Annotated in this window: 21 protein-coding genes and 2 pseudogenes; 19 read left to right on the plus strand and 4 right to left on the minus strand. The window is 41.0% G+C overall.

Features of this window, described 5'->3' with window-relative positions; genetic code table 11:
- Nucleotides 1–197 precede the first annotated feature (197 nt).
- From PCORN_RS11130 to PCORN_RS11195, 14 genes and pseudogenes are all read left to right on the plus strand, one after another.
- Nucleotides 198–1271, plus strand: coding sequence for an accessory Sec system protein Asp2 (locus PCORN_RS11130; RefSeq protein WP_036080489.1), 1074 nt, complete (start codon nucleotides 198–200; stop codon nucleotides 1269–1271).
- 17 nt (nucleotides 1272–1288) lie between these two features.
- Nucleotides 1289–2098, plus strand: coding sequence for an ABC transporter permease (locus tag PCORN_RS11135; protein WP_036080491.1), 810 nt, complete (start codon nucleotides 1289–1291; stop codon nucleotides 2096–2098).
- A gap of 15 nt (nucleotides 2099–2113) precedes the next feature.
- Entirely contained in the window at nucleotides 2114–3091 is a 978-nt protein-coding gene (locus PCORN_RS11140; protein WP_051999406.1) for an ABC transporter ATP-binding protein, read from the plus strand.
- A 47-nt stretch (nucleotides 3092–3138) separates the two neighbouring features.
- Nucleotides 3139–3987, plus strand: coding sequence for an SDR family NAD(P)-dependent oxidoreductase (locus PCORN_RS11145; protein ID WP_241433165.1), 849 nt, complete (start codon nucleotides 3139–3141; stop codon nucleotides 3985–3987).
- 158 nt (nucleotides 3988–4145) lie between these two features.
- Nucleotides 4146–4838 carry a Crp/Fnr family transcriptional regulator gene (locus PCORN_RS11150; protein ID WP_036080494.1) on the plus strand — a complete coding sequence of 231 codons (693 nt, stop codon included), beginning with the start codon at nucleotides 4146–4148 and terminating at the stop codon, nucleotides 4836–4838.
- Between the two features lie 89 nt (nucleotides 4839–4927).
- On the plus strand, nucleotides 4928–5638 hold the full coding sequence (locus PCORN_RS11155) for a polyphosphate polymerase domain-containing protein (protein ID WP_036080497.1): 711 nt from the start codon (nucleotides 4928–4930) through the stop codon (nucleotides 5636–5638).
- Entirely contained in the window at nucleotides 5638–6315 is a 678-nt protein-coding gene (locus tag PCORN_RS11160; protein WP_036080500.1) for a DUF4956 domain-containing protein, read from the plus strand. Before PCORN_RS11155 ends, PCORN_RS11160 begins: the two co-directional genes overlap by 1 nt.
- A gap of 214 nt (nucleotides 6316–6529) precedes the next feature.
- Nucleotides 6530–7363 (plus strand): class A beta-lactamase, encoded by an 834-nt coding sequence (gene bla / locus PCORN_RS11165; protein ID WP_149024328.1) that lies wholly within the window; start codon nucleotides 6530–6532, stop codon nucleotides 7361–7363.
- A 558-nt stretch (nucleotides 7364–7921) separates the two neighbouring features.
- Nucleotides 7922–10563: pseudogene (locus PCORN_RS11170) on the plus strand (cation-translocating P-type ATPase).
- Complete coding sequence (locus PCORN_RS11175) at nucleotides 10556–11497, plus strand: L-lactate dehydrogenase (protein ID WP_036080503.1); 942 nt, start codon at nucleotides 10556–10558, stop codon at nucleotides 11495–11497. The pseudogene PCORN_RS11170 and the gene PCORN_RS11175 overlap by 8 nt, the downstream one beginning before the upstream one ends.
- A 635-nt stretch (nucleotides 11498–12132) precedes the next feature.
- Nucleotides 12133–13242, plus strand: coding sequence for a sporulation integral membrane protein YtvI (gene ytvI, locus PCORN_RS11180; RefSeq protein ID WP_036080506.1), 1110 nt, complete (start codon nucleotides 12133–12135; stop codon nucleotides 13240–13242).
- Between the two features lie 109 nt (nucleotides 13243–13351).
- Nucleotides 13352–14875 carry a cardiolipin synthase gene (gene cls, locus PCORN_RS11185; RefSeq protein ID WP_036080509.1) on the plus strand — a complete coding sequence of 508 codons (1524 nt, stop codon included), beginning with the start codon at nucleotides 13352–13354 and terminating at the stop codon, nucleotides 14873–14875.
- A gap of 291 nt (nucleotides 14876–15166) precedes the next feature.
- A complete protein-coding gene (gene yjeM / locus PCORN_RS11190) occupies nucleotides 15167–16663 on the plus strand; it encodes a glutamate/gamma-aminobutyrate family transporter YjeM (RefSeq protein ID WP_036080512.1) in 1497 nt (498 codons plus the stop codon).
- A 162-nt stretch (nucleotides 16664–16825) separates the two neighbouring features.
- A complete protein-coding gene (locus tag PCORN_RS11195) occupies nucleotides 16826–17011 on the plus strand; it encodes a hypothetical protein (protein ID WP_149024329.1) in 186 nt (61 codons plus the stop codon).
- A gap of 165 nt (nucleotides 17012–17176) precedes the next feature.
- Here the strand turns inward: PCORN_RS11195 and PCORN_RS11200 are convergent, their stop codons facing one another.
- Both PCORN_RS11200 and PCORN_RS19835 read right to left on the minus strand, forming a co-directional pair.
- Complete coding sequence (locus tag PCORN_RS11200) at nucleotides 17177–18994, minus strand: glycoside hydrolase (RefSeq protein WP_206537444.1); 1818 nt, start codon at nucleotides 18992–18994, stop codon at nucleotides 17177–17179.
- Between the two features lie 229 nt (nucleotides 18995–19223).
- Entirely contained in the window at nucleotides 19224–19505 is a 282-nt protein-coding gene (locus PCORN_RS19835; RefSeq protein ID WP_206537445.1) for a hypothetical protein, read from the minus strand.
- A gap of 120 nt (nucleotides 19506–19625) precedes the next feature.
- Here PCORN_RS19835 and PCORN_RS20365 point away from each other — a divergent pair, with 120 nt between their 5' ends.
- The 4 genes and pseudogenes from PCORN_RS20365 (at nucleotide 19626) to PCORN_RS11215 (ending at nucleotide 21458) form a co-directional block, all read left to right on the plus strand.
- Nucleotides 19626–19832 (plus strand): PhzF family phenazine biosynthesis protein, encoded by a 207-nt coding sequence (locus PCORN_RS20365; RefSeq protein ID WP_036080518.1) that lies wholly within the window; start codon nucleotides 19626–19628, stop codon nucleotides 19830–19832.
- Nucleotides 19833–20024: 192 nt separating this feature from the next.
- The gene (locus PCORN_RS20370; RefSeq protein WP_241433167.1) at nucleotides 20025–20150 is read left to right on the plus strand and encodes a PhzF family phenazine biosynthesis protein; all 126 of its coding nucleotides are present in this window, start codon (nucleotides 20025–20027) and stop codon (nucleotides 20148–20150) included.
- Between the two features lie 192 nt (nucleotides 20151–20342).
- A pseudogene (locus PCORN_RS11210) lies at nucleotides 20343–21081 on the plus strand (DUF2238 domain-containing protein).
- Complete coding sequence (locus tag PCORN_RS11215; protein WP_036080519.1) at nucleotides 21078–21458, plus strand: VOC family protein; 381 nt, start codon at nucleotides 21078–21080, stop codon at nucleotides 21456–21458. The pseudogene PCORN_RS11210 and the gene PCORN_RS11215 overlap by 4 nt, the downstream one beginning before the upstream one ends.
- A gap of 45 nt (nucleotides 21459–21503) precedes the next feature.
- On the opposite strand, the gene PCORN_RS11220 is transcribed toward PCORN_RS11215, so the two are convergent.
- Both PCORN_RS11220 and PCORN_RS11225 read right to left on the minus strand, forming a co-directional pair.
- Nucleotides 21504–21746: a hypothetical protein gene (locus PCORN_RS11220; RefSeq protein WP_149024330.1), complete on the minus strand. Its 243-nt coding sequence runs from the start codon at nucleotides 21744–21746 to the stop codon at nucleotides 21504–21506.
- A gap of 179 nt (nucleotides 21747–21925) precedes the next feature.
- Entirely contained in the window at nucleotides 21926–22159 is a 234-nt protein-coding gene (locus PCORN_RS11225) for a hypothetical protein (protein ID WP_036080526.1), read from the minus strand.
- Between the two features lie 376 nt (nucleotides 22160–22535).
- Here PCORN_RS11225 and PCORN_RS21325 point away from each other — a divergent pair, with 376 nt between their 5' ends.
- Nucleotides 22536–22721 carry a helix-turn-helix domain-containing protein gene (locus PCORN_RS21325; RefSeq protein WP_420912031.1) on the plus strand — a complete coding sequence of 62 codons (186 nt, stop codon included), beginning with the start codon at nucleotides 22536–22538 and terminating at the stop codon, nucleotides 22719–22721.
- The last annotated feature ends 20 nt before the right edge of the window (nucleotides 22722–22741 follow it).

Consider the following 22741-nt stretch of genomic DNA (forward strand, 5'->3'; position numbering starts at 1 on the left):
TCTATTTTTGAAACACCAGCAGCTATCGTGGACTTTATTGCGAAACAACGAAATTAAACGAAACCGACCAAACAAGGACTATAAAAACATACAAGCCTTATAAATATTTTAACAAAAGCAAAAAATTTGTCAACGAAATTGAGAACTTATTGACCGCAACATTTGCGGGCTAGGTTCTGGACACGAGGAGAGAAATTATGATAAGCGATATCATTATTGAAAAACTGGACACATCCCACCTAGCCTATATGAATGGCAAACTGGTAGTAAACTTTAAAGCATTGTTCATGCTAAAAGCCAGCTATACGTATGCTTATTATATCTACTACAATGACCAAATCATCGAGCGCCAGTGGTATCAACCAATCGACAAACAACAAGTGACGGTGAACTACCAACCAATCCGGAGCGGTGCTTATAAAATCCGCTTGTTCTTGAAAAAAGACGATATGGTGATTATTAATAAATTGACCAATATGCTAAACGTCGATGTGACGAATCAACAAACGGTAACGACAACTTTAGAAAAAGAAGAAATCTACTACAACGACAATCCCGTTAAATTCCTATTCCAACGAGCTAGAACTCCCTCGGATAAACTGTTGATTTCCTTCTCTGGCCTACACTCGAATGAATTCTGCGGCGGGGCTCCTGTTTATAACCACTTCCGAACATTATGGCCGTGTGACGTGAATAAACTTTTCATTTTAGACGAATACAAAGGGCAGTTTTGCTATTACATGGGTCACGATTGCCGCTCAGATTACGAACGCTCGGTGATTGCGCTTATCATGACCAAAGCAAATGAACTCGGTATTTCATCACGAAACATCATTGCATCAGGCTCCAGTAAAGGCGGCGCTGCATCTCTATATTTTGCGATGAAATATCATTTCGGAACCGCAATCGTTGGCGCACCACAAGTTTTCATCGCCCAATATTTAAAACAGCTCGCTGTGGATGGGCCTTATGTTCATGTACGTAAAGCGTTGGACAAAATGTTAGGGGAAGATAAGGAGACCGGCGAAAAATATTATGACGAACTAATTATGAACCTTGTCGACACAAATACAACATTCCCAGCATTCACTTTTCACGTCGGGCAGGGTGATTTTCATTACAAACAACACCTACAACCACTTCTGCAAAAACTCGATAAAAAAGGAGTCGCGTACGAGCTAGATTTACAAGATTACAGCGATCACAATCAAACCGGACAGTATTACGCGCCATTTCTGTTCGAAACAGTTTCTAAAATGATTCAAAAATAGGAAGAAGTGAACGAGAAGTGAGAGAAACGGTTCAAATTTTAAAAGAACAGGTTCAACATTTCCATAAAATCACTCGGATTGCTAGGTACGATCAGCGAGCAGCATATCAGAGTCACTATTTGGGAATGGTGTGGGAAGTGCTTAGTCCGACGCTCCAAGTGCTTATTTTATATTTCGTGTTTGGCATTCGGATGAACGGCGCGGGATCGATGGCAGAAGGAGTTCCTTACATTGTTTGGATGCTCGCTGGCGTAATACCTTGGTTTTTCATCAGCGCTATCATCATTTCTGGTGCAAACTCGATTTACAGTAACGTGAGTTTGGTGTCGCGCGTGAAGTTTCCAATGAGCATTTTGCCATCCATTACAATTTTTAAATCCTTATATAGTTACGTGACAATGCTCGTCATACTACTCGGCTTCTTATTTCTCAATCACATTTACCCGACGATTTATTGGACACAGTTTTTCTACTATTTCGCGTGTATGTGCTTGTTCCTATACGCCGTGTCGCTTCTGAATGCAACGATCACGATTCTATTTCGCGATTATCAACTCATGATTGGCTCCGTGATGCGTCTCCTGTTTTTCGTATCGGGTGCCGTCATGGATGTCGCCGCGGATCCCGATTCCCTCATGACTAAAATTTTAAAACTCAATCCGATTGTGTATATCATCGAAGGATTCCGCGATAGCTTTTTCTCACGGCAGTGGTTTTTCCAGGAACCTTGGTGGACCGCCTATTTCTGGGGAATGACACTGTTCGTGCTCGGTGTAGGATCAGTATTACATCTACGCTTTAAAGACCGCTTCGTGGATTATTTATAGAGAGGAAGAACAAAGATGACAGAAAGCATGGTGTCCGTCACGCACGTATCCAAACAATATAGCATGATCACAAGCCCTGCAAAACAGCTCCGTGGTCTATTAAAATCAAACCGCGAGAAGCCAACGTTTCTTGCTTTGCGAGATGTTTCTTTCGAAGTTGGGCCCGGAGAAACGGTCGGCCTCATCGGGCTAAACGGCTCCGGCAAATCGACGCTAACCAATATATTGGCGGGTATCATCCAACCGACGCATGGCAAAGTACACACGCGCGGCGAAGTATCTCTGCTCGCAATCGGAGCTGGCCTCAAACCAACACTTTCTGGCATGGAGAACATTCGAATGAAATGTCTTATGCTCGGCTATTCCAATCAACAAATTGCTGAGATGATTCCAGCTATTACCGATTTTGCCGATTTACACGACTTTATCGATCAACCCATCAAGCGATACTCCAGTGGTATGAAAGCGCGGCTAGGTTTTGCAATCGCCGTTCAAATCGACCCAGATATCCTGATTATAGACGAAGCTTTATCCGTCGGGGATACGACTTTTTACACAAAATGTACCGACAAAATTGAGCAGTTTCAAGAAGAAGGCAAAACGATTTTCTTTGTCAGTCACGCGCTTAGCCAAGTCCGCACTATGTGTGATCGAATCATCTGGCTTCATTACGGTGAAGTAAGGCTCGATGGACCAGCCGAAGAAGTAGGTCTAGAATACAGCAAATTTGTTCACCATTTTAATAAATTATCCAAAGAAGAAAAAACGGAATACCAACAAAACCTCAAGAAACGTCAAAATAATACCAATCAAATAGATACACCGCGCACTTACAAACAAGACAAAGCAAACGGCGGTTTTCGTCAGTCGACAATTGTTTACCTCAGTATTCTCTGGACATTTACCATTTTCAGTGCTATCGCAATGGAATCTGGAATGTTTTTCACGAAATTACAAGAAATAATCGCAAATATTCTCCAATTTGGAGGATAAAGAGCATGAGATACGCAAGCTTATAATAAATGAAGGAGGCAACAAACATGAAAAATCGAGTTTTGGTAACAGGTGGCGCAGGCTTCATCGGTTCCCATATTTGTGAAATGTATATAGAAGAAGGTTACGAGGTGCTTTGTGTCGATAACTTATCTTCTGGTAAGGTAGACAATATTTGTCTCTTGCTTGCCGAAGAACGTTTCACTTTTGTGGAAGCCGATATTAAAGATAGCGCTAAAATGATGGCTATTTTTGAATCATTTCGACCGAATATTATCAATCATCACGCAGCACAAAAATCGGTTGTCAGCTCCATCGAAGACCCCATTTACGACCTAAATATCAATCTTGGCGGCCTACTTGTCCTACTCCGATGCATACAAAAATTTCCAATCGAAAAATTTATTTACGTCTCTTCTGGTGGTGCCTTAAGCAAAGTAATCGAAGGTACTGAAAAATCAAAAGAGAGTGATACCCCACAACTTCTATCCCCATACGCTATTACTAAATACGCAGGCGAAAAATATTTAGACATCTATGCAAGCACTTATGGCTTTGAATATACTGTTTTACGTTATGCTAACATCTATGGACCACGTCAAATTCCAGATGGTGAGTGCGGAGTTGTTCCGATTTTTGTGAATAACATCTTGGCGAATAAGCCGTCTGTGTTAATGACGTATGCTGATATGCCAAAAGGTTGCACACGGGATTACGTATATGTTGGGGATGTGGTAGAAGCGAACCGATTAGTTTCTGAAAAAGCAGTCAATACTGTTCTTAACATCGGAACAGGAGATGAGATTGCGATTTTAGACATTTACAACACGATTTTAGATGTATTTGAAAAAAAATGTTACGATTACGGTGGAAGGGCCACGTGCAGGAGATGTTAAACGCTCTGTTTTAGCTAGTGACCGCGCGAAAGAACTAACGGGATGGACCAATAAAGTGAGCTTGAAAGAAGGACTGATAGCTTTAAAGCAGTCCTTGCTACAGCAACAAGTATAAAAAGAGAAATAGGTTACGTGAAAATTAAAAGGAGGCATTCATTATGCTACAAACATTTGGTGTTGAAATCGACGAAAATTTCCTGGAAATATTACTGTTTTCCAATAAATCATTTGATAAATATTCCAAAAAGAAAGTACTACCAGCTAAAACAGTTATTGATTCCACGGTGACAGATAATCGTTCCTTTATTTATATAGAGAAAGGGTTAACCAAAATTGTGGCAAGTCATAACACGAAAGAAACAACTATTTCATTCTCTGGAGATGGCGAATTTATAGGGTTTGCATCATTATTATCAAGAGGATGCAACCAGTTTGAATTAGAAACGATTTCTGAAACGACGGCATATTTTATCGATCCGTACTTCGTTTTAAATGTTATCGATGAATCAGGTTGGGGGACCTCAATTCTACTAAAAATCATTGAAAATCTAACACAATCCGTGAACTATTATGGCAAATTTAATCTATTACCAGCGAAAGCAAAAGTAGCAGCATCTTTGTTGCACTTGGAATCTAAAAAGTTAGGCAAATCAGAAGGTCATTTACTAAAAGAAATTTGTCAACATCATTTGGCTAGCTATTGCCAAATCACACGCGAGTATGCAACGACGATACTGTCCAAGTTTGAAGAGGAAGGGCTCGTCAAGCTAACGCCTAAACCAATTACAATTTTAGATATACAAGCGCTAAAAGAAATGGTCGGCTTTGAAGTAACTGGATCGCTGCATTAATGGATAAAGAAAATAAAGTTTAGAATACAAGCCCGGAAGCGTAGCCCATTTTCGAGGTACGCTTCTTTTTATAGGAAAGGTGAGTAGTAATGCAGATTTTTGAAAGGAAAGAAAAGAAGTACATCTTAAGTGAGGAGAAATATATCTTGCTGATAGACAGAATTTCTGAGCACATGAAAGAAGATAAGTACGGCTTACACACGATTTGTTCGCTTTATTATGACACAAATAACTACGATTTAATTAAGCGATCGAGTGAAAAGCCGACATTCAAGGAGAAGTTCAGAGTTCGCACATATGGGGTTCCAAGCATTGATCAGATGGTCTATTTAGAAATTAAGAAAAAACTAAAAGGAATTGTCTATAAACGAAGAATTTCGATGCGCCTGAGTCAAGTGGACGCGTATATGAAAAGTAATGAAGAGCAACAATTTGACGACAGACTAAATCAACAAATCAGCAACGAGATTTTTTGGCTAAAGAAAAAAGAGACAATCGCGCCTAAAGTTATCATTTCGTATGATAGAAGAGCTTTTAGCGCATACAAAGAGGACGAGTTTAGAGTAACATTTGATGCGAAAATAAGGTGGCGCAACGACGATCTCCAGTTGGCAAATGGTCACGATGGGGAACTTGTGGCACCAGAAATAGATGTATTAATGGAAGTGAAATCACTACATGCCTATCCTTTATGGTTTGTAAGAATACTTTCAGAATTGGATCTTTATCCATCTAAATTTTCCAAATATGAGCAAGTATATAAACGATATTTAACGAATCAGAAAGTAGGAGTTTTGTAATGTTAGAAGATGTAGTAGAAAGTTCAATGATGAACGTAGATGTGTGGCAAATAATAATGTATAGTGGGGCTTCGGTTCTTTTAGGGGTTTTGGTTGCGTGCGTTCATATGTACCGCAACACGTATTCGCAAAGTTTCATCGTAACGTTGACGATTTTACCAATCTTGGTGCAATCCGTTATCATGCTTGTCAATGGGAATGTTGGTACAGGTATCGCTGTTTTGGGGGCATTCAGCTTAATTCGGTTCCGTTCTGTAGCAGGCGGTGCGCGCGAAATTAGTAGTATTTTTTGGTCTATGGGAATTGGCCTCGCGACTGGAATGGGATATCTTATGTACGCGCTCATTTTCTCTGCCTTTGTTGCGATTGTTCTGATTGTTTTAACACGCACCAAATTCGGTTCAAAAAGTAAAGTGGCTGAGCGAAGCCTTCGTATTTCGATTCCTGAGGATATTGATTACGCGAATCTTTTCGATGATTTATTGCAAAATTACGGGTATGAGATCTCGCTTGAGCAAGTTCGAACAACGAATATGGGGAGTTTGATGGAGTTACGTTATTATATTAAACTGAAAAACATCGAGCAAGAGAAAGAGCTTATCGATGCTATCCGAACTAAAAATGGGAATCTACCAGTTATCTCAGGTCGCGTTTCAAGTATTAAAGCAGAATTATAATTTTATGTAAATGTGAGAGTCTAGGATTATAGCCTAGGCTCTTGTTTTGCAAGAATAGGTGAAAAGATAAATTTGTATATAAAAATCAAATAATTAATGTTTTCTTTCTGTTTTCTATACTTTCTATTTAATTTTCTCAGATAGAATAGAGTTTGTGACAAATAAATAAGAGGAGTTGAAAAAATGTTTTTCAAAAAAAAGTTTATTAGGACTGATGTTACTTTTTGCGGTAACGGCAACGGTGGCGTGCGGTATGGCTGACAAGGATGCGGCAGCTACTAACACCAAAAAAGAGACAAAGCAGGAAACAACAATGGCAAAGGCTAATGCGGAGTTGAAAAAACTAGAGGAGAAGTATGGGGCAACGTTGGGTATTTACGCTGTCAACACGGCGAATAATCAAAAAATCAGCTATAACGACCAAGAACGATTTGCCTACGTGTCTACTTATAAAGCGATTGCTGGGGGATTATTACTTAAAAATTTAACAGCAGAACAGTTGAATAAGCGTGTCTATTTCTCAAAAGAAGATTTAGTCGATTATTCACCAGTCACAGAAAAGCACGTAGAAAGTGGTATGACGGTAAAAGAAATCATTAACGCAGCCATGACATATAGCGATAATACAGCAGGGAATATCTTATTCCACCAATTGAGTGGTCCTAAAGGCTATCAAAAAGAGCTTGCAAAAATTGGAGACAAAACAACGCAGGCAAATCGATTTGAACCGGAATTAAATGAAGCTGTGCCAGGAGATAAGCGTGATACAACGACTCCTGAGGCGATGGCGAAAGTATTATCATTCCTCGTAACAAAAGGGAATATGGCATCTGATCGATTCGATTATTTCAAGCAAACATTGATTGATAATACGACTGGCGATAAATTAATTCGGGCTGGTATTCCAGAAGGTTACGCGGTTGGAGATAAAACTGGTGCTGGGTCATACGGCACAAGGAACGATATCGCGGTCATCTATCCGAAAGACAAGGATGGCAAACCGTTAGTATGGGTTATCTATTCCAAAAAAAGCGGGCAAAGACGATGAATACAACGATCAATTGATAGCAGATGCTGCAAAAGTACTTAGTAACTATTTTTCTTTATAATGCATTTCATCAGATTGAGAAAAAGGAAACGCGTGTTTTGCGGGTTTCCTTTTTTTTTTCTGGCGTCGAGCTAGAAAATTGTTATGCATGAATCTATAACCATTTTGGGATAAAAAAAGAAATCAATGTGGTGCGGTTTAGGACCTTTTTATGGTATTATTAGAGATGAAAATAATAGTGAGAATGAGGATAGCGAAAGGGGATGCGGAATATCATTTACAGTTGCATTTTTCACACTATTTACAATTAGTCGCTGATTGCACATCATCGTAAAAAACATAATAAGGCTAGAACAACTCGTAAATCTTGAAATGATGCTATTTTTGATCAGGAATATTTATTGGAGGGGTTGTAGTCTTTTTTTTTCGGGAATAGATAGAATAGTTGACTGATCGTTACATAAACCACCAAGACACGAATTGTAAGATTACTTTAATAATGCCATTATTTTAAAGATAGAATCACGAATTTGGAAACAGAGTGTGGAGGTAATCAGGATGAAATGGATGGAAAAAGAAATACAAGCCATTTTTACAGCGCTAAATACGAACGCTGACAAGGGGTTAACAGGTGCGGCTGCGTCGACGAAAAAGGCGGAGGTTGGACCGAATAAATTTGAGGAAGGGAAAAAAGAGACGCTACTAGCCAAAATTGGGCATCATTTGCTGGAAGTCACGACGATTATTTTATTGGTGGCCGCGGCGATTTCACTTTACTTGGCGGTTACGACGGGTTATGGTTATCCGAAAGTCATCGTTATTTTGGGAATCGTGGTGCTGAATATGGTGCTGGGAATTTACCAGGAAAACAATGCGGAGCGGGCGCTTGAGGCGCTTCAGAACATGAACGCACACATGACGCTGGTGGTTCGCGATGGCGTGAAGCAAGAAATTGACGCGACGGAATTGGTGCCTGGTGATATTATTGAGCTTGGCGCGGGGGACATGATTCCAGCGGATGCGCGGATTATTGAGAGTAGCAGTTTGCAGGTCGAGGAATCCGCGCTGACCGGGGAAAGTTTACCAGTGGAGAAGGACGCGAACGCGATTGTGAGCGAGAAGTCGCCGCTTGGAGATCGCTTTAACATGCTATTTTCGGGATGTTTGGTGACGGGAGGTCGTGCGCGGGCTGTCGTTGTAGAAACCGGGATGCATACGGAAATGGGGAAAATTGCGAGCCTGATTAATGCAACGAAGAAAACGGAGACACCACTGCAAAAACGCTTGAAGGAACTTGCGAAACGGTTGAGTGTTGTAGCGCTGGTCGCTGGTGTGCTAGTGTTTGGGATCGGATTGTGGCACGGGGAAACGATGATTGAGATGCTGATGATTGCGGTATCGCTTGCGGTTGCTGCGGTTCCAGAGACGCTTCCGGTTATTGTGACGATTACGCTAGCTTATGGCGTGCAGAATATGGTGAAGAAAAACACGATTATTAGACGGATTCCAGCTGTGGAAACGATTGGGAACACGTCGGTGATTTGTTCGGATAAAACGGGAACGTTGACGCAGAATAAGATGCGGATTCAGCAGATTTGGTCGGTGGGCGTGACGCCAAAACCGGTGGAGGAAACGTTTGATGCGTCGGAAAATGAGCTTTTGGAAATGCTTAGTTTGTCGAATAATGCGACTATTGAAATAGCGGATGGTGTGGAGACGATTATCGGGGACCCGACGGAATCTTCTATTATTCGTTTGCTGAATGAGAAGGGCCTGACGAAACGAGATTTGGAGCAGAAATCACCACGGGTATTTGAATTGCCGTTTGACTCGGAACGGAAGTTGATGACGACGATTCATGAAGTGGAAGGTGGATTCCTCTCGATTACGAAGGGAGCTTTTGATCGGATTCCGGTTGCTTTTTCGGAAGGATTGCTGGAGCAGGCGCGTGAGATTCATGATCGGTTTGCGGAGAAGGCGTTGCGTGTTATTTCGGTGGGCTATAAACGCTATGCGAGATGCCAGAGGATTTGACGGCGGAGGCGCTGGAACATGATTTAACTTTTGCGGGAATGGTTGGGATGATTGATCCGCCGCGACCTGAGAGTAAGCGCGCGGTTTCGGAGGCGAAGCAAGCGGGAATAAAAACAGTAATGATTACGGGAGACCATATTGTGACGGCTTCCGCGATTGCTAGGGAAATTGGTATTTTGGAAGAGAGCGACAAATCGATTACTGGCGCGGAACTTGCCGAGATGTCTCAAGAGGAACTGGAACGCACGGTACGCGATTATGCGGTGTATGCGCGCGTGAGCCCTGAGGATAAAATTCGGATCGTGCAAGCGTGGCAGAAAAATGGTGAAGTGGTGACGATGACGGGAGATGGCGTGAATGATGCGCCTGCCTTGAAAGCAGCTGATGTTGGTGCTGCGATGGGAATCACCGGCACCGACGTATCGAAAAATGCGGCCGATATGGTCATCACGGATGATAATTTTGCGACGATTGTGGATGCTGTGTCGGAAGGTCGGACGGCGTATGAGAATATTCGCAAAACGATTTACTTCTTGCTCAGCACGAACTTTTCGCAGATTTTCATTATGTTCATTGCGATTACACTCGGATGGGGCGCGCCAGTTGTAGCTGTACAATTACTACTTATTAACGTGGTCGCCGATGGGATTCCTGGTTTTTGTTTAAGCCGTGAAAAAGCGGATACCAACGTGATGGATCGTCCGCCGATGAAGAAAAACAGTGGTATTTTTGCCAATGGTTTAGGTGTGAAAGTCGCGACGCAAGCGGTTGTGTTCACCGTTGTGACCTTGATTGGATTTTATATTGGAAGATTCGTGGATATTAATTCCGAAATTGGCGCAAGTGCTGAGGTCGGGATGACAATGGCGTTCGTTATTTTAGCTTGGTCGTCCGTATCTCATATTTTCAACGTTCGCAGCGACGAGTCTATTTTCAAAATTGGTTTTTTATCGAATAAGCCACTATTCTTTAGTGCCATGCTATCGATGGTGATTATTTTGCTAATGGTTGTGATTCCGCCAGTTGCTAACATGTTCTACCTTGTGCCGCTAAGCTTGACGCACTGGTTGCTAGCATTCGGACTATCCGTTTTCCCATTAGTATTTGTAGAAATTCAAAAAGCAATCAAAAATCGCAAGCAAAAAGGAGACGAGAAATATGCGTAATGACAAACAAAAAGTGATTTTAATAGGTGCGGGAGATGTTGGAGCAAGTTATGCCTTCGCGTTAACGGCACAAAATATTGCACGTGAAATCGGCATTATTGATTTAAATGTAGGCAAAAAAACAGGCGATGCACTGGATTTATCGCACGGTTTGGCGTACACATCACCGAAACGAATCTACGTTGCGAGCTATGATGACTGTGCGGACGCAGATCTCGTCGTGATTACGGCAGGTGCGGCACAAGCTCCAGGCGAAACACGGCTTGATTTAATTGGAAAAAACTTAAAAATCACGAAAGCCATTGTGGATAGCGTCATGGCAAGTGGGTTTGACGGACTATTTTTAGTGGCATCAAATCCAGTGGACGTCTTGTCGTATGCTGTTTGGAAATATTCTGGTTTACCAAAACACCGCGTCATTGGATCAGGAACATCTCTTGATAGCGCGCGTTTCCAACAAGCACTCGCTGAACTTGTCGGCGTCGATGCCCGCGACGTGCAAGCCTATACACTCGGTGAACACGGCGATAGCCAATTCCCAGTTTGGTCCCACGCCAATATTGGTGGCTTGCAAATTAAAGAATGGATGAAAGATCATCCGGAAATTACGGACGCTGTTCTAGACGAGCTATTCCATAAGGTTCGTGACGCAGCCTACGAAATCATCGAGCATAAAGGTTCGACTTATTACGGTATTGCGATTTCATTGGCCCGCATTACAAAAGCAATTTTTAACGATGAAAATGCTATTTTGCCACTTTCGGTGTATTTAGAAGGGCAATATGGTCACAGCGATATTTATATTGGATCAACAGCGGTCATCAATCGCGAAGGAATCAAGTTTATTATCGAAATGCCGCTGAACGAAAAAGAACAATCAGATATGGACAAATCTGTTGGGGAGATAAAAGCTATGATGCATGACTTCTTCTAATCGCTCCGCGGCTCAGTGGAGCGAGAAACGCTCATCTGCGTCGTTAAAGGCTCCGTTCCGGTGCTCATGTACAAGTCGTACACTCCGCTCCGGTACTCGCCTTTGCCTAGCAGCTAAGCATTTCTCGCTCCACTGAGGTTTGGTGGTGGTGGCAGGAATTAGCGTAGAAACACGATTGCGTCGTTAAAGGCTCCGTTCCGGTGCTCATGTACAAGTCGTACACTCCCGCTCCGGTACTCGCTTTTGCCTAGCAGCTAAGCATTTCTCGCTCCGCTCGAGGTTCGGTGGTGGGGACGGGATTTAGCGGGAGAACACGATTACGTAAGTTAAAGGCTCCGTTCCAGTGCTCATGTACAAGTCGTACACTCCGCTCCGGTACTCGCCTTTGCCTTAGCAGCTAAGCATTTCTCGCTCCGCTCGAGGTTCGGTGGTTGGGACGGAATTTAGCGGGAGAACACGATTACGTAAGTTAAAGGCTTCGTTCCGGTGCTCATGTACAAGTCGTACACTCAGCTCCGGTACTCGCTTTTGCCTAGCAGCTAAGCATTTCTCGCTCCGCTCGAGGTTCGGTGGTGGAGACGGAATTTAGCGGGAGAACACGATGACATAGACCTAGATAGACGGGGGAGTTTTGCATGGAAGAGAAACATGAGGTTGGAGAAAAGTCGAATTTGGAGGGACAGAAGCGGTTTTTGATCAGGTTTTTGTATCTGGCTAGTATTGTTGTCATTATTTTTCTTTTTATTAAATATGTTTTGCCGCTGACGTATCCATTTTTGATTGGGTTCGCCTTGGCGTGGATGTGTATGCCACTCACTCGTATGCTTGCACGCAAAACGAAATGGCGTAATCGCAAGGCCTGGGGATTAATCGTCATGTTGCTGTTCTATGCTGTTCTCAGTGCCTTGCTCATTCTGGGCTTGTTAGAGCTCTTTAAGTTGCTTGGCAGTTCTATCAGCAGCATTCCAGGCTATTATCAGAACGATGTCTTGCCAGCTTTGCAAAAAATAGAGGACTGGGGCGCGGATTGGATCGATAACATTGCGCCAGATCTTGCACAGCAATATCACGATGTTTTTCATGCCGTTATTGCCAAAATTGGTCGTTTCGCACTTTCGCTATCGGGTAGTATCGCTAGTTGGATTGGCTCAGTGACACTTTCATTACCAAGCATCTTCATCTTCTTTTCCTTTAGCATGTTGTTCTCCTTTTTCATCGTTTGGGACTTTGACAAAGTGGGGGCGTTTATGCGGAAGCAACTGCCAGATCGCGTGAATGCGACCGTGCAAAACGTGCATAAACATTTCAAAACAACGACAGTGGAGTACATCAAGGCCTACCTTATTATCGCGGGTATTACGTGTGTTGAGCTTGCCATCGGTCTCACGATTCTAGGCGTCCCGAACGCGATTTGGATTGCTCTAGGGATTTCCGTTTTTGATATGATTCCCGTATTCGGAACCGGCGGTATCATGATTCCTTGGGTTCTCCTCGCATTCATCAACGGCGATTTTGCCTTTGCAATCGAGTTACTTATTTTATACATCGTTATCACCGTTATCAGAAACATCATCGAACCAAAGATTCTCGGTACAAAATTAGGCCTGAATCCAGTTATTGCCCTATTTACGCTCTACATTGGCTTACAACTATTCGGTATTATCGGCCTGATTCTCGCGCCAATCATCACGGTTATCGTCAAAGATTTACACGATGCCGGCAAGTTCAAGCTTTGGAGATATTAATAAGCGTTGCTGCGTTCTGTCACAAGACGCAGCAACTTTTGTATAGAACAGGACAAAAACGTCATTTCCATGTATAATTAGGACAGAAATAAGAAAAGGGAGTCATCATATGCAAAAATTAATCCAGTTTAGTGTCATGTTAGTCTTATTTGCCCTTGTAGCTTGGTTTTTATTCACATGGTCAGGAGCCATCCTCACCTTTGTAACAATCATTGGAGAAATCGGTGCAATTATTATCGCGGTACGCCTAGTTCTATGGGACCAACGAAACACAACATCGAAAATCGCATGGCTAGCAGTCGTTTTTTTCCTGCCAGTTTTCGGCGTTATTCTTTATCTATTTTTCGGTAGAAACCCACAAAATCGGATTTTCACAGCAAACCAAGTGAAAGAAAAAGATAAGCTAATCGAGGCAATACATAATTTGCCAATCCCGCAATCCGAAAAAGAACTACCAGAACTATCAAAAAGTTTATATTCATTAACTGATATTCGGCCGATTAATGGCAACAAAGTAACTGTCCTAACCAATGGCTCGGAAACATTTCCCTCCATTCTAGCAGCGTTGCGAACGGCTACAGATCACATTCATATCCAATACTACATTTATCGCCAAGACGAGATTTCCACTGAAATTCGCGATATTTTGATCGAAAAAGCGAAAGCCGGAGTAACCGTCCGCTTCATGTACGATGGCATGGGCTCGGCGCATTTGAAAGACGAATTTTTAGAACCACTAAAACAAGCGGGAGCAACCGTTTATGCCTACGATCCAGTACGTTCCATCTGGATTGCGCGCACGGCTAACCTCCGAAATCACCGCAAAATGATTATCATTGATAGCAAAATCGGTTTCACTGGTGGTCTCAATGTAGGCGAAGAATATCGTAGTAATACACCAGATTTCGAGGTGTGGCGTGATACGCACATAAAAATCGAAGGAACTGGTGTCCTCGAGTTACAAGAGTCGTTCCTATTTGACTGGGTTTACATGGAAAATCGAGCGGGTGCGTCAGACGAATTTATTAGTGAAGCTGGAATCGCACGCTATTTAAGCGCCGAACCAGCCGAAGACGCAGATGATTGGGTTCAAATCGTATACGGTGGTCCCTACGATAAAGAGAAGTGGGTGCGCGATTCGATGCTTGACCTCATGGATTCCGCGAAGAAGTCAGTCTGGATAGCGAGTCCTTATTTCGTACCAGATGAAGAGTCATTGGCCGTTATCCGCCGCGTATCAATGAGTGGCATAGATGTTCGTGTCATTGTTCCAGGGAAAGGCGACCGCGGCGTTTCTTTTCACGGAAGCAATGCCTACATCCAAACCATGATTGACGCCGGTGCCAAAATGTATTCCTACCGTGATGACTCATTCATCCATGCAAAAGTGATGTTGATAGACGGTGAACGAGCAGCAGTTGGAACCGCGAATTTTGATATCCGAAGCTTCCGCCTAAATCACGAATTAATGGTATTCTTATATGATCGCAGTAATGCCGTTGTGCAATTAGAACGAGATTTCAATGCCGATTTCTTAGAAAGTCATCTATTCACGGAAGCGGAAATGAAGGCGAAATCCAAAACACAACGAATGAAGGAAACATTAGCCAGTTTATTATCACCAATATTATAAATAGAAACTGTCAACCTTTTTGTAGTGAAAACTAGATTGGTTGCCAGTTTTTTATTGAGCACAAAAAATATCAATTATAACTATATTTGTAAAAATACTCCAACGAAATAGGTCAATAAATGGATGACTTAGAACCTTTAAATATGTTATAATCCATATGACTTCTAAATTGTATTAACTGAATTAAAATCAGTCTATTACCTATTAATTATCAGTTAAATATAATTTACATTACTAATGAGTCATGCTTTATCTTGATATATACCGAAAATAAAAAACTGGAGGATACATATGACAACACAAGTGAAAAAGTTAACATTAATAGGCCTGATATTGATGATTTTTACATCGGTATTTGGTTTTGCGAACAGCCCATCGGCATTTTATTTGATGGGATATGGTGCTATCCCTTGGTATATCTTCTCAGCAATCTGTTTTTTCATCCCGTATGCATTGATGATGGCGGAATATGGATCCACGTATAAGAATGAGCAAGGTGGAATCTTCTCTTGGATGAATGATAGTGTTGGGCCACGATTTGCTTTTATTGGAACGTTTATGTGGTTTGCATCGTACGTTATTTGGATGGTGAGCACGTCATCTAAAGTTTGGATTCCACTCTCTACATTCATTTTTGGTGGTGATAAAACACAAGAATGGCGCTTGTTTTCACTGACACCGACACAGACGGTTGGAATATTAGCCATTGTATGGATGATTGTCATCACATTTTTTGCCTCTCGTGGCTTGAAACAAATTTCAAAAGTAACAGCGGTTGGAGGGATTGCGGTTACAGGGTTGAACTTAGTTTTACTTCTTGTTAGTGTCCTGATTATTATTCTCAATGGTGGAGAATTTGCCCAGCCAATCACAGGCTGGTCTTCCTTTGTTGAATCGCCAAATCCGTCGTATCTCACACCACTTGCTACACTTTCCTTTGTCGTATTCGCAATTTTTGCGTATGGTGGTATTGAAGCGGTTGGGGGATTGGTTGACCAAACGAAGAATCCAGAAAAGAACTTCCCGAAAGGCGTTATTATATCTGCGATTATCATCTCTGTTGGCTATGCCCTTGGAATTTTCCTTTGGGGCGTGAGTGCGAACTGGTTACAAGTCCTCAGTGGTAAAACGACAAACCTTGGTAACATCACATATGTATTAATGTACAATTTAGGCTTCGAACTTGGAAATGCCTTTCATTTGACTGTGGCAACAGCAACTTCTATTGGAACATGGTTTGCGCGTATAACCGGTTTATCCATGTTCTTAGCATACACAGGAGCATTTTTCACATTGATTTACTCTCCACTTAAAACATTGATTCAAGGAACGCCCGCAAAAGTATGGCCGAAAAAAATGACACAAATGAACAAAGCGAACATGCCCGAATTTGCAATGTGGACGCAATGTTTAGCGGTAATTATCATTATTTTGCTAGCCTCATTCGGCGGTGACAATGCTTCTGCCTTCTACAATAAACTGACACTAATGGCAAACGTATCAATGACATTACCATACTTATTCTTAGCCTTCGCATTCCCATTCTTCAAAGCGAAGAAAGGACTGAACAGGGAATTCGTTATTTATAAAAAGAAATGGCAGACATATCTTGGTACCGTCGTTGTCCTTATTGTTGTAGGGTTTGCTAATGTCTTTACAATTATCAATCCGTCATTAAGTGGAGATTACAGCAGTACAATTTGGATGATAGCGGGCCCAGTTATTTTTGCACTCGTTGCCTATATTTTATATGAATCTTACGTGAGTAGAATAAAAAAAGATAGATAATAAAAGCGGCGTTACGACTCCAATCTAATTAGAGTTGCAACGTCGCTTTATTTTTTTGAAAAACAAATCACAACTTTTGCTTGGCTAATTCATACATTATTTGTTATAATTGTAAAGCACGATAGATATAGAAAAATGAAAACAAAGGATGGTGCTATTTATATGCAATCACGGGATGCATTGAAAGATGGCGAGCAAGACACAGTATGGGCGGAGTGCTCAGAAGCATTTCAAGTAATCATCGATCGTATGCGGGAGCAAACAGAAGAACAGCAGCAAAGACTCCAAAAAACAATCGATATGTTTAAAGAGAGACAAAGAGAATTACAAGAAGAGATGGATAAGTAATGTTGCATAGTTTATGATGAAAAAGCTGGGATCACTACAAGGTTTCCAGCTTTTTTGCTGTCTAAAAAAGAGCGTAAAAAAATGGGATTGCAGTGAGCTTAGCACTTTGGGCTGTATACACTAAAATAGCCCACATCAATCCATGTGGGCCGTGTAAATACGATATTAATCTAGATTATTTGTTGAAATCGTCGTTTTCTTACCATTATTGATAATCAATGCAGTATGAGCTTGAATATTGCCAGTATTAGATTTGAAGTCTTTATTTGAAAAATTGGCAATCACTTGTAAACCAGGACCGAATTCTGTTTTTTGGACAAGACGGTTTGCATCAAGTGTTTGGAAATTCGTCATTTCATGTCGCAACGCTTCTTGTTGGAACGGTGTCCATTTTTTCATATTGGCAGTAATATCAACTTGATGTAGCTTCCAATTGGCCTCATCTAGATGGAACAATGGCGGTGTGTTATATAAATATTCCTTGAGTCGACGCTCACCAGTTTGTCCCTTGATTTTGTAACTATCCCACTCCCAATGATGCGTTGTGATAACCGAGCGATTATACACCAGTTTGAAAAGTGGAATCGAGTACACTGGACTTGTGTAGATTGGCTTATATTCCTCTTTAATCGGAACAATCTTACTGTATCTCGTCGGAATTGATCCATCCATCGAGGCATATTTCCCGATAAAATAAGGGCTGTCCTCATTCTCACGCATATCAGGATCATCCCATTTAATAACAGGTGTCTCCAAACCGTGCGCAAAAGCAATATTGGAGGCAGCGTAATCATTGCCCCCTTCCGAGCCGATAACAAATCCTTTTTTATTTAAATAATCGAGGCGTTTCATTCGAGCCACCGCATCTTCTTTTTGCGTTGTAGGATGCGCTTTGGCGAAATCATCATGTAGCTCACCCGCAGCATCGACGTCCATAAACCATGAATTAAAAACGATTCCTTCTGCCAAAATCCCATCGACACGTGCTTTGACAGCATCAAAAACGAGCGTTGGGTTCAATTTACGTCCTTTACCGAGAAAACCTGTAAGCTTCTCGCCTTGCTCGTTTTCGACAGTAGCATCCTCATATAGCTTCGGATTTGGAAAGGAAGCCGTGTTCCAATCGATACTCGCGTTTTGTTGAATGGATTGATAAGAATCGTATGGTCCCATGAGATATCCAGCCTTAGCCGCTGTATCTACGGAAGTGGGATTCATCAGGCCGTTCACCCAGTTTGGAAGGCCAATCCACGCTTTTTTAATGCCAGCCTGCTCCATTTCTTGAATGATTTGAGTCGAATTAGATTGACCCCATTCGTCCACAGGTGTAGTTAAGCCGTTGATATGAGCACTTATGAGGTGTTTATTCAAATCATAGCGTTCTTGCTCATTCAGCTTTGTGACACCTTTATCGATGTACTTTTTAGCTGTCGCATCTGGATTTTTAAATATAGTAGGATTGTATAGTTGCGGCATTTGAAGAATGTATTGGAACGAATTCAATATCATATTTTTTTCATATGAATACATTTCGCCATTTTTAATATTCGCTAGGGCCTTTTTATACTCTGCTGACCCGTCTTCACCATACTTATCAAGTAGGTCTGCCATCCACTCAAAAAGCGGATCATCGATGGAAGTCTGCAATTTGTTCCAATGCATATCGTCACTAGTTAGAACACGACTATTCCAAAGATAGGCATGGGGCGCTCCGTATAGTTTCTTTATCTCAGGATTTTTCTTCTCTTTTTCAGCCAGCGTGGTGAATTGATGCTGGTCTTTTATATAATTTTGATAGTTTTTCGCAATCGCTACAGGATTATTATCTGTGATGAAAATACGATAGTTGTAATCCTTCTCTTTGTTTACAGATGAGAATGTATGGTTAATGCTGAATTGAATAGCTGGATCGGTATGGAATAAAATATCATTGTTGAACGTATCAGGCATGATGTAGGATACAGCAAATTTCTCTTTATTCAATGTGAAAAACTTCATCGAAAAATATTCGTTCATCGTTTGCTCGTTATCCGTGGTGAAAAATTTCTTCCAAGCGGGATCGTTTTGGGGAATCTGCTTTCCTTCTGAAATAGGAAGCGTATAAGTAGGTGCATTGACGCGGGGCCACTCTAGGTGAGATGTCTTTGAATTCGTGGAATGGGTTTTAACATCCAGTGATTTTGCTTGTTTTTTGATTGTGACATGAAGCTTGTCAGCGGGATAATCCCAACTGGTTTCTGTCGCTGTTTTTTTTGAGATTGGATACTTTGCGTTTGGCTTGAGGTTCTGCAATTGTTTCGGTGGTACCATCTTTGGTTACTTTTAACGTGAATGTTTCAGGAATGGCCTCATACGTGAAATCACCCTGAGCGTAATCGATTCGTTTATTGTTTTCTTTGTCGATTTGCGATGGTGTTTTAGCATTGGATTTGTGTGAGCAGGCAGTTCCGATTATCAAAAACAGTGCCATACTTACGATCATCATTTTTTTCATATCTCTATTCCTCCTTGAGTTGGTTCGAGGATAACTATAGCATCTGTATGTGACGTTAGTTTGACGATATAAGATTATTTCCCGGGAAATAAGTGATATAATGTGAGGAAAAGGAGTGGTATGAAACTATATCATTATGATGCATTTAGTGATGTTCGGGAAAAAGGGAATCTAGCAGGTGTTGTGTTGGATTTTTGTGGTCATGGAACGTTGGCGGCGATTCATGCATTAATCGAGCATCTTTTTTTGACTGAAAAAGAGGAAATACGGGTAGAGACTAAAGTGGGGATTTCAGATGTGAAAGTTAAGTATTCCGGAGATGGCTAACATTGGTTGACGATGTAGCAAGCACCAGCTTTTTTTTGAAACTTTTAATGGTTCGCGTGCTGATTTAAAGGTAGCCATTTGTTTAAAAGAGAGCGAGTTATCCGACGAGTTACCGATTAAGGAACTAGCGAGTTTTAAAGCAATGAAATCAAATAACGCAAAATTTCCTCGTATTCTAGAAGAGATGCCACCATGGATGCCAGACATTTTTCCTCTCCGTTTTCTGGAACAACAGAAAATCCGGTGACAGGAACGGCGTCAGGTGCTATGGCGGCTACTATGTTAAGTATATCGAATCCAGTTTTAGGAAGCCGCTAGATATTATGATGGAGCAAGGGATGGAAGTTTGGCGTGATGGTAAAGTCATGGTTCCAATTTATAAAAAGAAACTAATTATGCGATTCAAATTACAGGAACGGCTGTTTTGGTGGGGGAAGTAGGAGAATTCTACTAAACTCTGTTATAATGAAAGACGTGTTAGCTATTATATAAGATTGGGAGATGAAAACGATGTTAAAAAAGCTTAAAGGGCTTAGTTTCACACAGTGGGTTGCAATCTTTATTTTTGTCTCAATGGGGATTTCGATGGTTTTTATTACAGTTGAAATTTTTATAGCGCCAGTAGAACAAACGCCGGGGCAACCGAAAGTGACACTGCGAAGCGACTATATTTTCTTACTGTTTGAGTGTGTATTGGGAGTCATGATTTTACTATTACCGACGATTTTATCCCACCGATTTAAATTTGAAATACCAGGTTTGGTCTATATTCTATTCTTAGTTTTTTTTGTACGCGTCCATTTATTTAGGAACGGTTCAAAAATTCTATTCCACAGTTCCTCATTGGGATAAAATTCTGCATACGTTTAGTGGTGCCATGCTTGGTGCTATTGGTTTCTCATTTGTTAACTTGCTCAACAACGACAAGCATGTTGTGATGAAAATGAAGCCAGGATTTATCTCTATATTTGCCTTTTGTTTTGCCGTTACATTGGGTGCTTTTTGGGAGATTTATGAGTATACATTCGATGGTTTAATGAACCTAAATATGCAACGGTATGCGATGTCTAACGGTACACCACTCGTTGGTCGCGCGGCCTTAGCTGACACGATGGGCGATATTATTGTGGATGTCATTGGCTCACTTGCCTTTGTCCTCATTGGTTACTGGTCACTGAAAAAAGGTCGACCATGGATGAAAAATTTTGAGTTTAAAAAGAAGAAACCAAAAGAAGGAGTGGCGAAATGAAGATAGAACACGTAGCAATTTGGGTAGCGGATATTGAGCGAGCGAAGGCTTTCTATACGACCTATTTTGAAGGGGAATCCAACGACAAGTACACGAACGAAGCGAAGGGTTTCTCTTCCTATTTTATTAGCTATCCTACCGGTGCTAGGCTTGAAATTATGCAGCGTACAGATATCGTAGACGCTAAAGAAAAGCCGTTATTAGGTTGGGCTCATATTGCTTTTTGTGTCGGTAGTAAAGAGCGTGTGGATGCCTTGACGAAGCAACTTCAAAACGATGGCTACACATTAGAAAGCGGTCCAAGAACAACGGGAGATGGCTATTATGAAAGTGTTATTTTGGATAGTGAAGGTAATCAAATTGAGATTACAGCTTAATGAAAAAAAGACGAGGCGTGATTTTCTGACGCATCGTCTTTTTTGTTATAGTGTAAGTGGTTCATCATCGAAGACTAGTTGTCCTGCTTCCATCCATTCACTGCAAAGCGTATTAAATGTTCTGATGCTTAAATTGGCGTAATTAGCGAGCAGTGTCTTGGAGAAATAGTTAGGAATGAATAAAATACCATCATGATATTCACCAAAGAGACGAGCCACATCTTTTAATAGAACTAACAAACGGTGATTCGCCGTTTCTTGTAGTAGCAATGTTTTACTAAATAGCATTTCTTCTTTTTTATGATTGTTTGCATATAGAAATAGCCAGCCCTCTTGGAAACTGAGCAAGGTTGTTAGCATATTGGCGCGGTCGAACTCATAGACAGTAGTAGGTTGAAGGACTTTTATCGTATAGTAAGAGTCATCATTCGTATAAGGATTAGAGAGACCTACTATATTTTTCTGCCCTAAAAAACCAACGATGTTTTATCTTTATTACATGAAAGCGCACCACTCTTGATGAAATAAATATGTTTAAAAGGCTGGTTTTCTATAGAGAGAGTCGTATTTCTTTTCAAGGTGCGTCTCCTATAGGGGACACGATGCGTGAGTAAGAATTCTAAAAAATGATCGTAATCGAATTTTCCTTTTTCTATGTTTTCTAGGTGAATTTCTTTTAAACTCTTGATTTTTTCTTCCATTTATTCAGCCACCTTTCTTGATATCCTTATTATAACACCACGTTATCAGGCGTTTATTTAGTGAAATGGTTATCTAGGAGAACAAACACAACGATAAAATAAATCTAGAGTTACAAATCTAGAGGGTATTCTTTTGCAAAGTGTTCTTTGTGACAGATATATATTATTTTTGGATGGATCAGGGGGGGATTTTTTATTCTATTAACGCTATATATGGTGAGGAAATGTAGTTTTATGAGAATAAAGAGGGAATCTACTTATTTTTTTCTTGTGTTCTATGTGTGTTATAATGTGTTCATTGATGAGCAATCAGAGGGGAGAGAATAAATTTGGCAAGAATAACAAAAAAACCAAAAAATCTACTTCTACACTCGATATGTATTACGAGGAACATATAGATAGCTTCGTCGATTTGAAAACATATTTATCTGAGGTAGAGGTTCATTGTATCAAAAAAATGATTGAGAAAAATAATGGAAATATGACCCAGGCTGCGACTCAACTAGGTATTCATCGTTCGATATTGTACCGAAAACTAAACGGGTACGAAAAGAAAGAATAAACACTTACTAATTGTAAGCA

It is taken from the genome of Listeria cornellensis FSL F6-0969 (assembly GCF_000525855.1).
GTDB lineage: Bacteria > Bacillota > Bacilli > Lactobacillales > Listeriaceae > Listeria_A > Listeria_A cornellensis.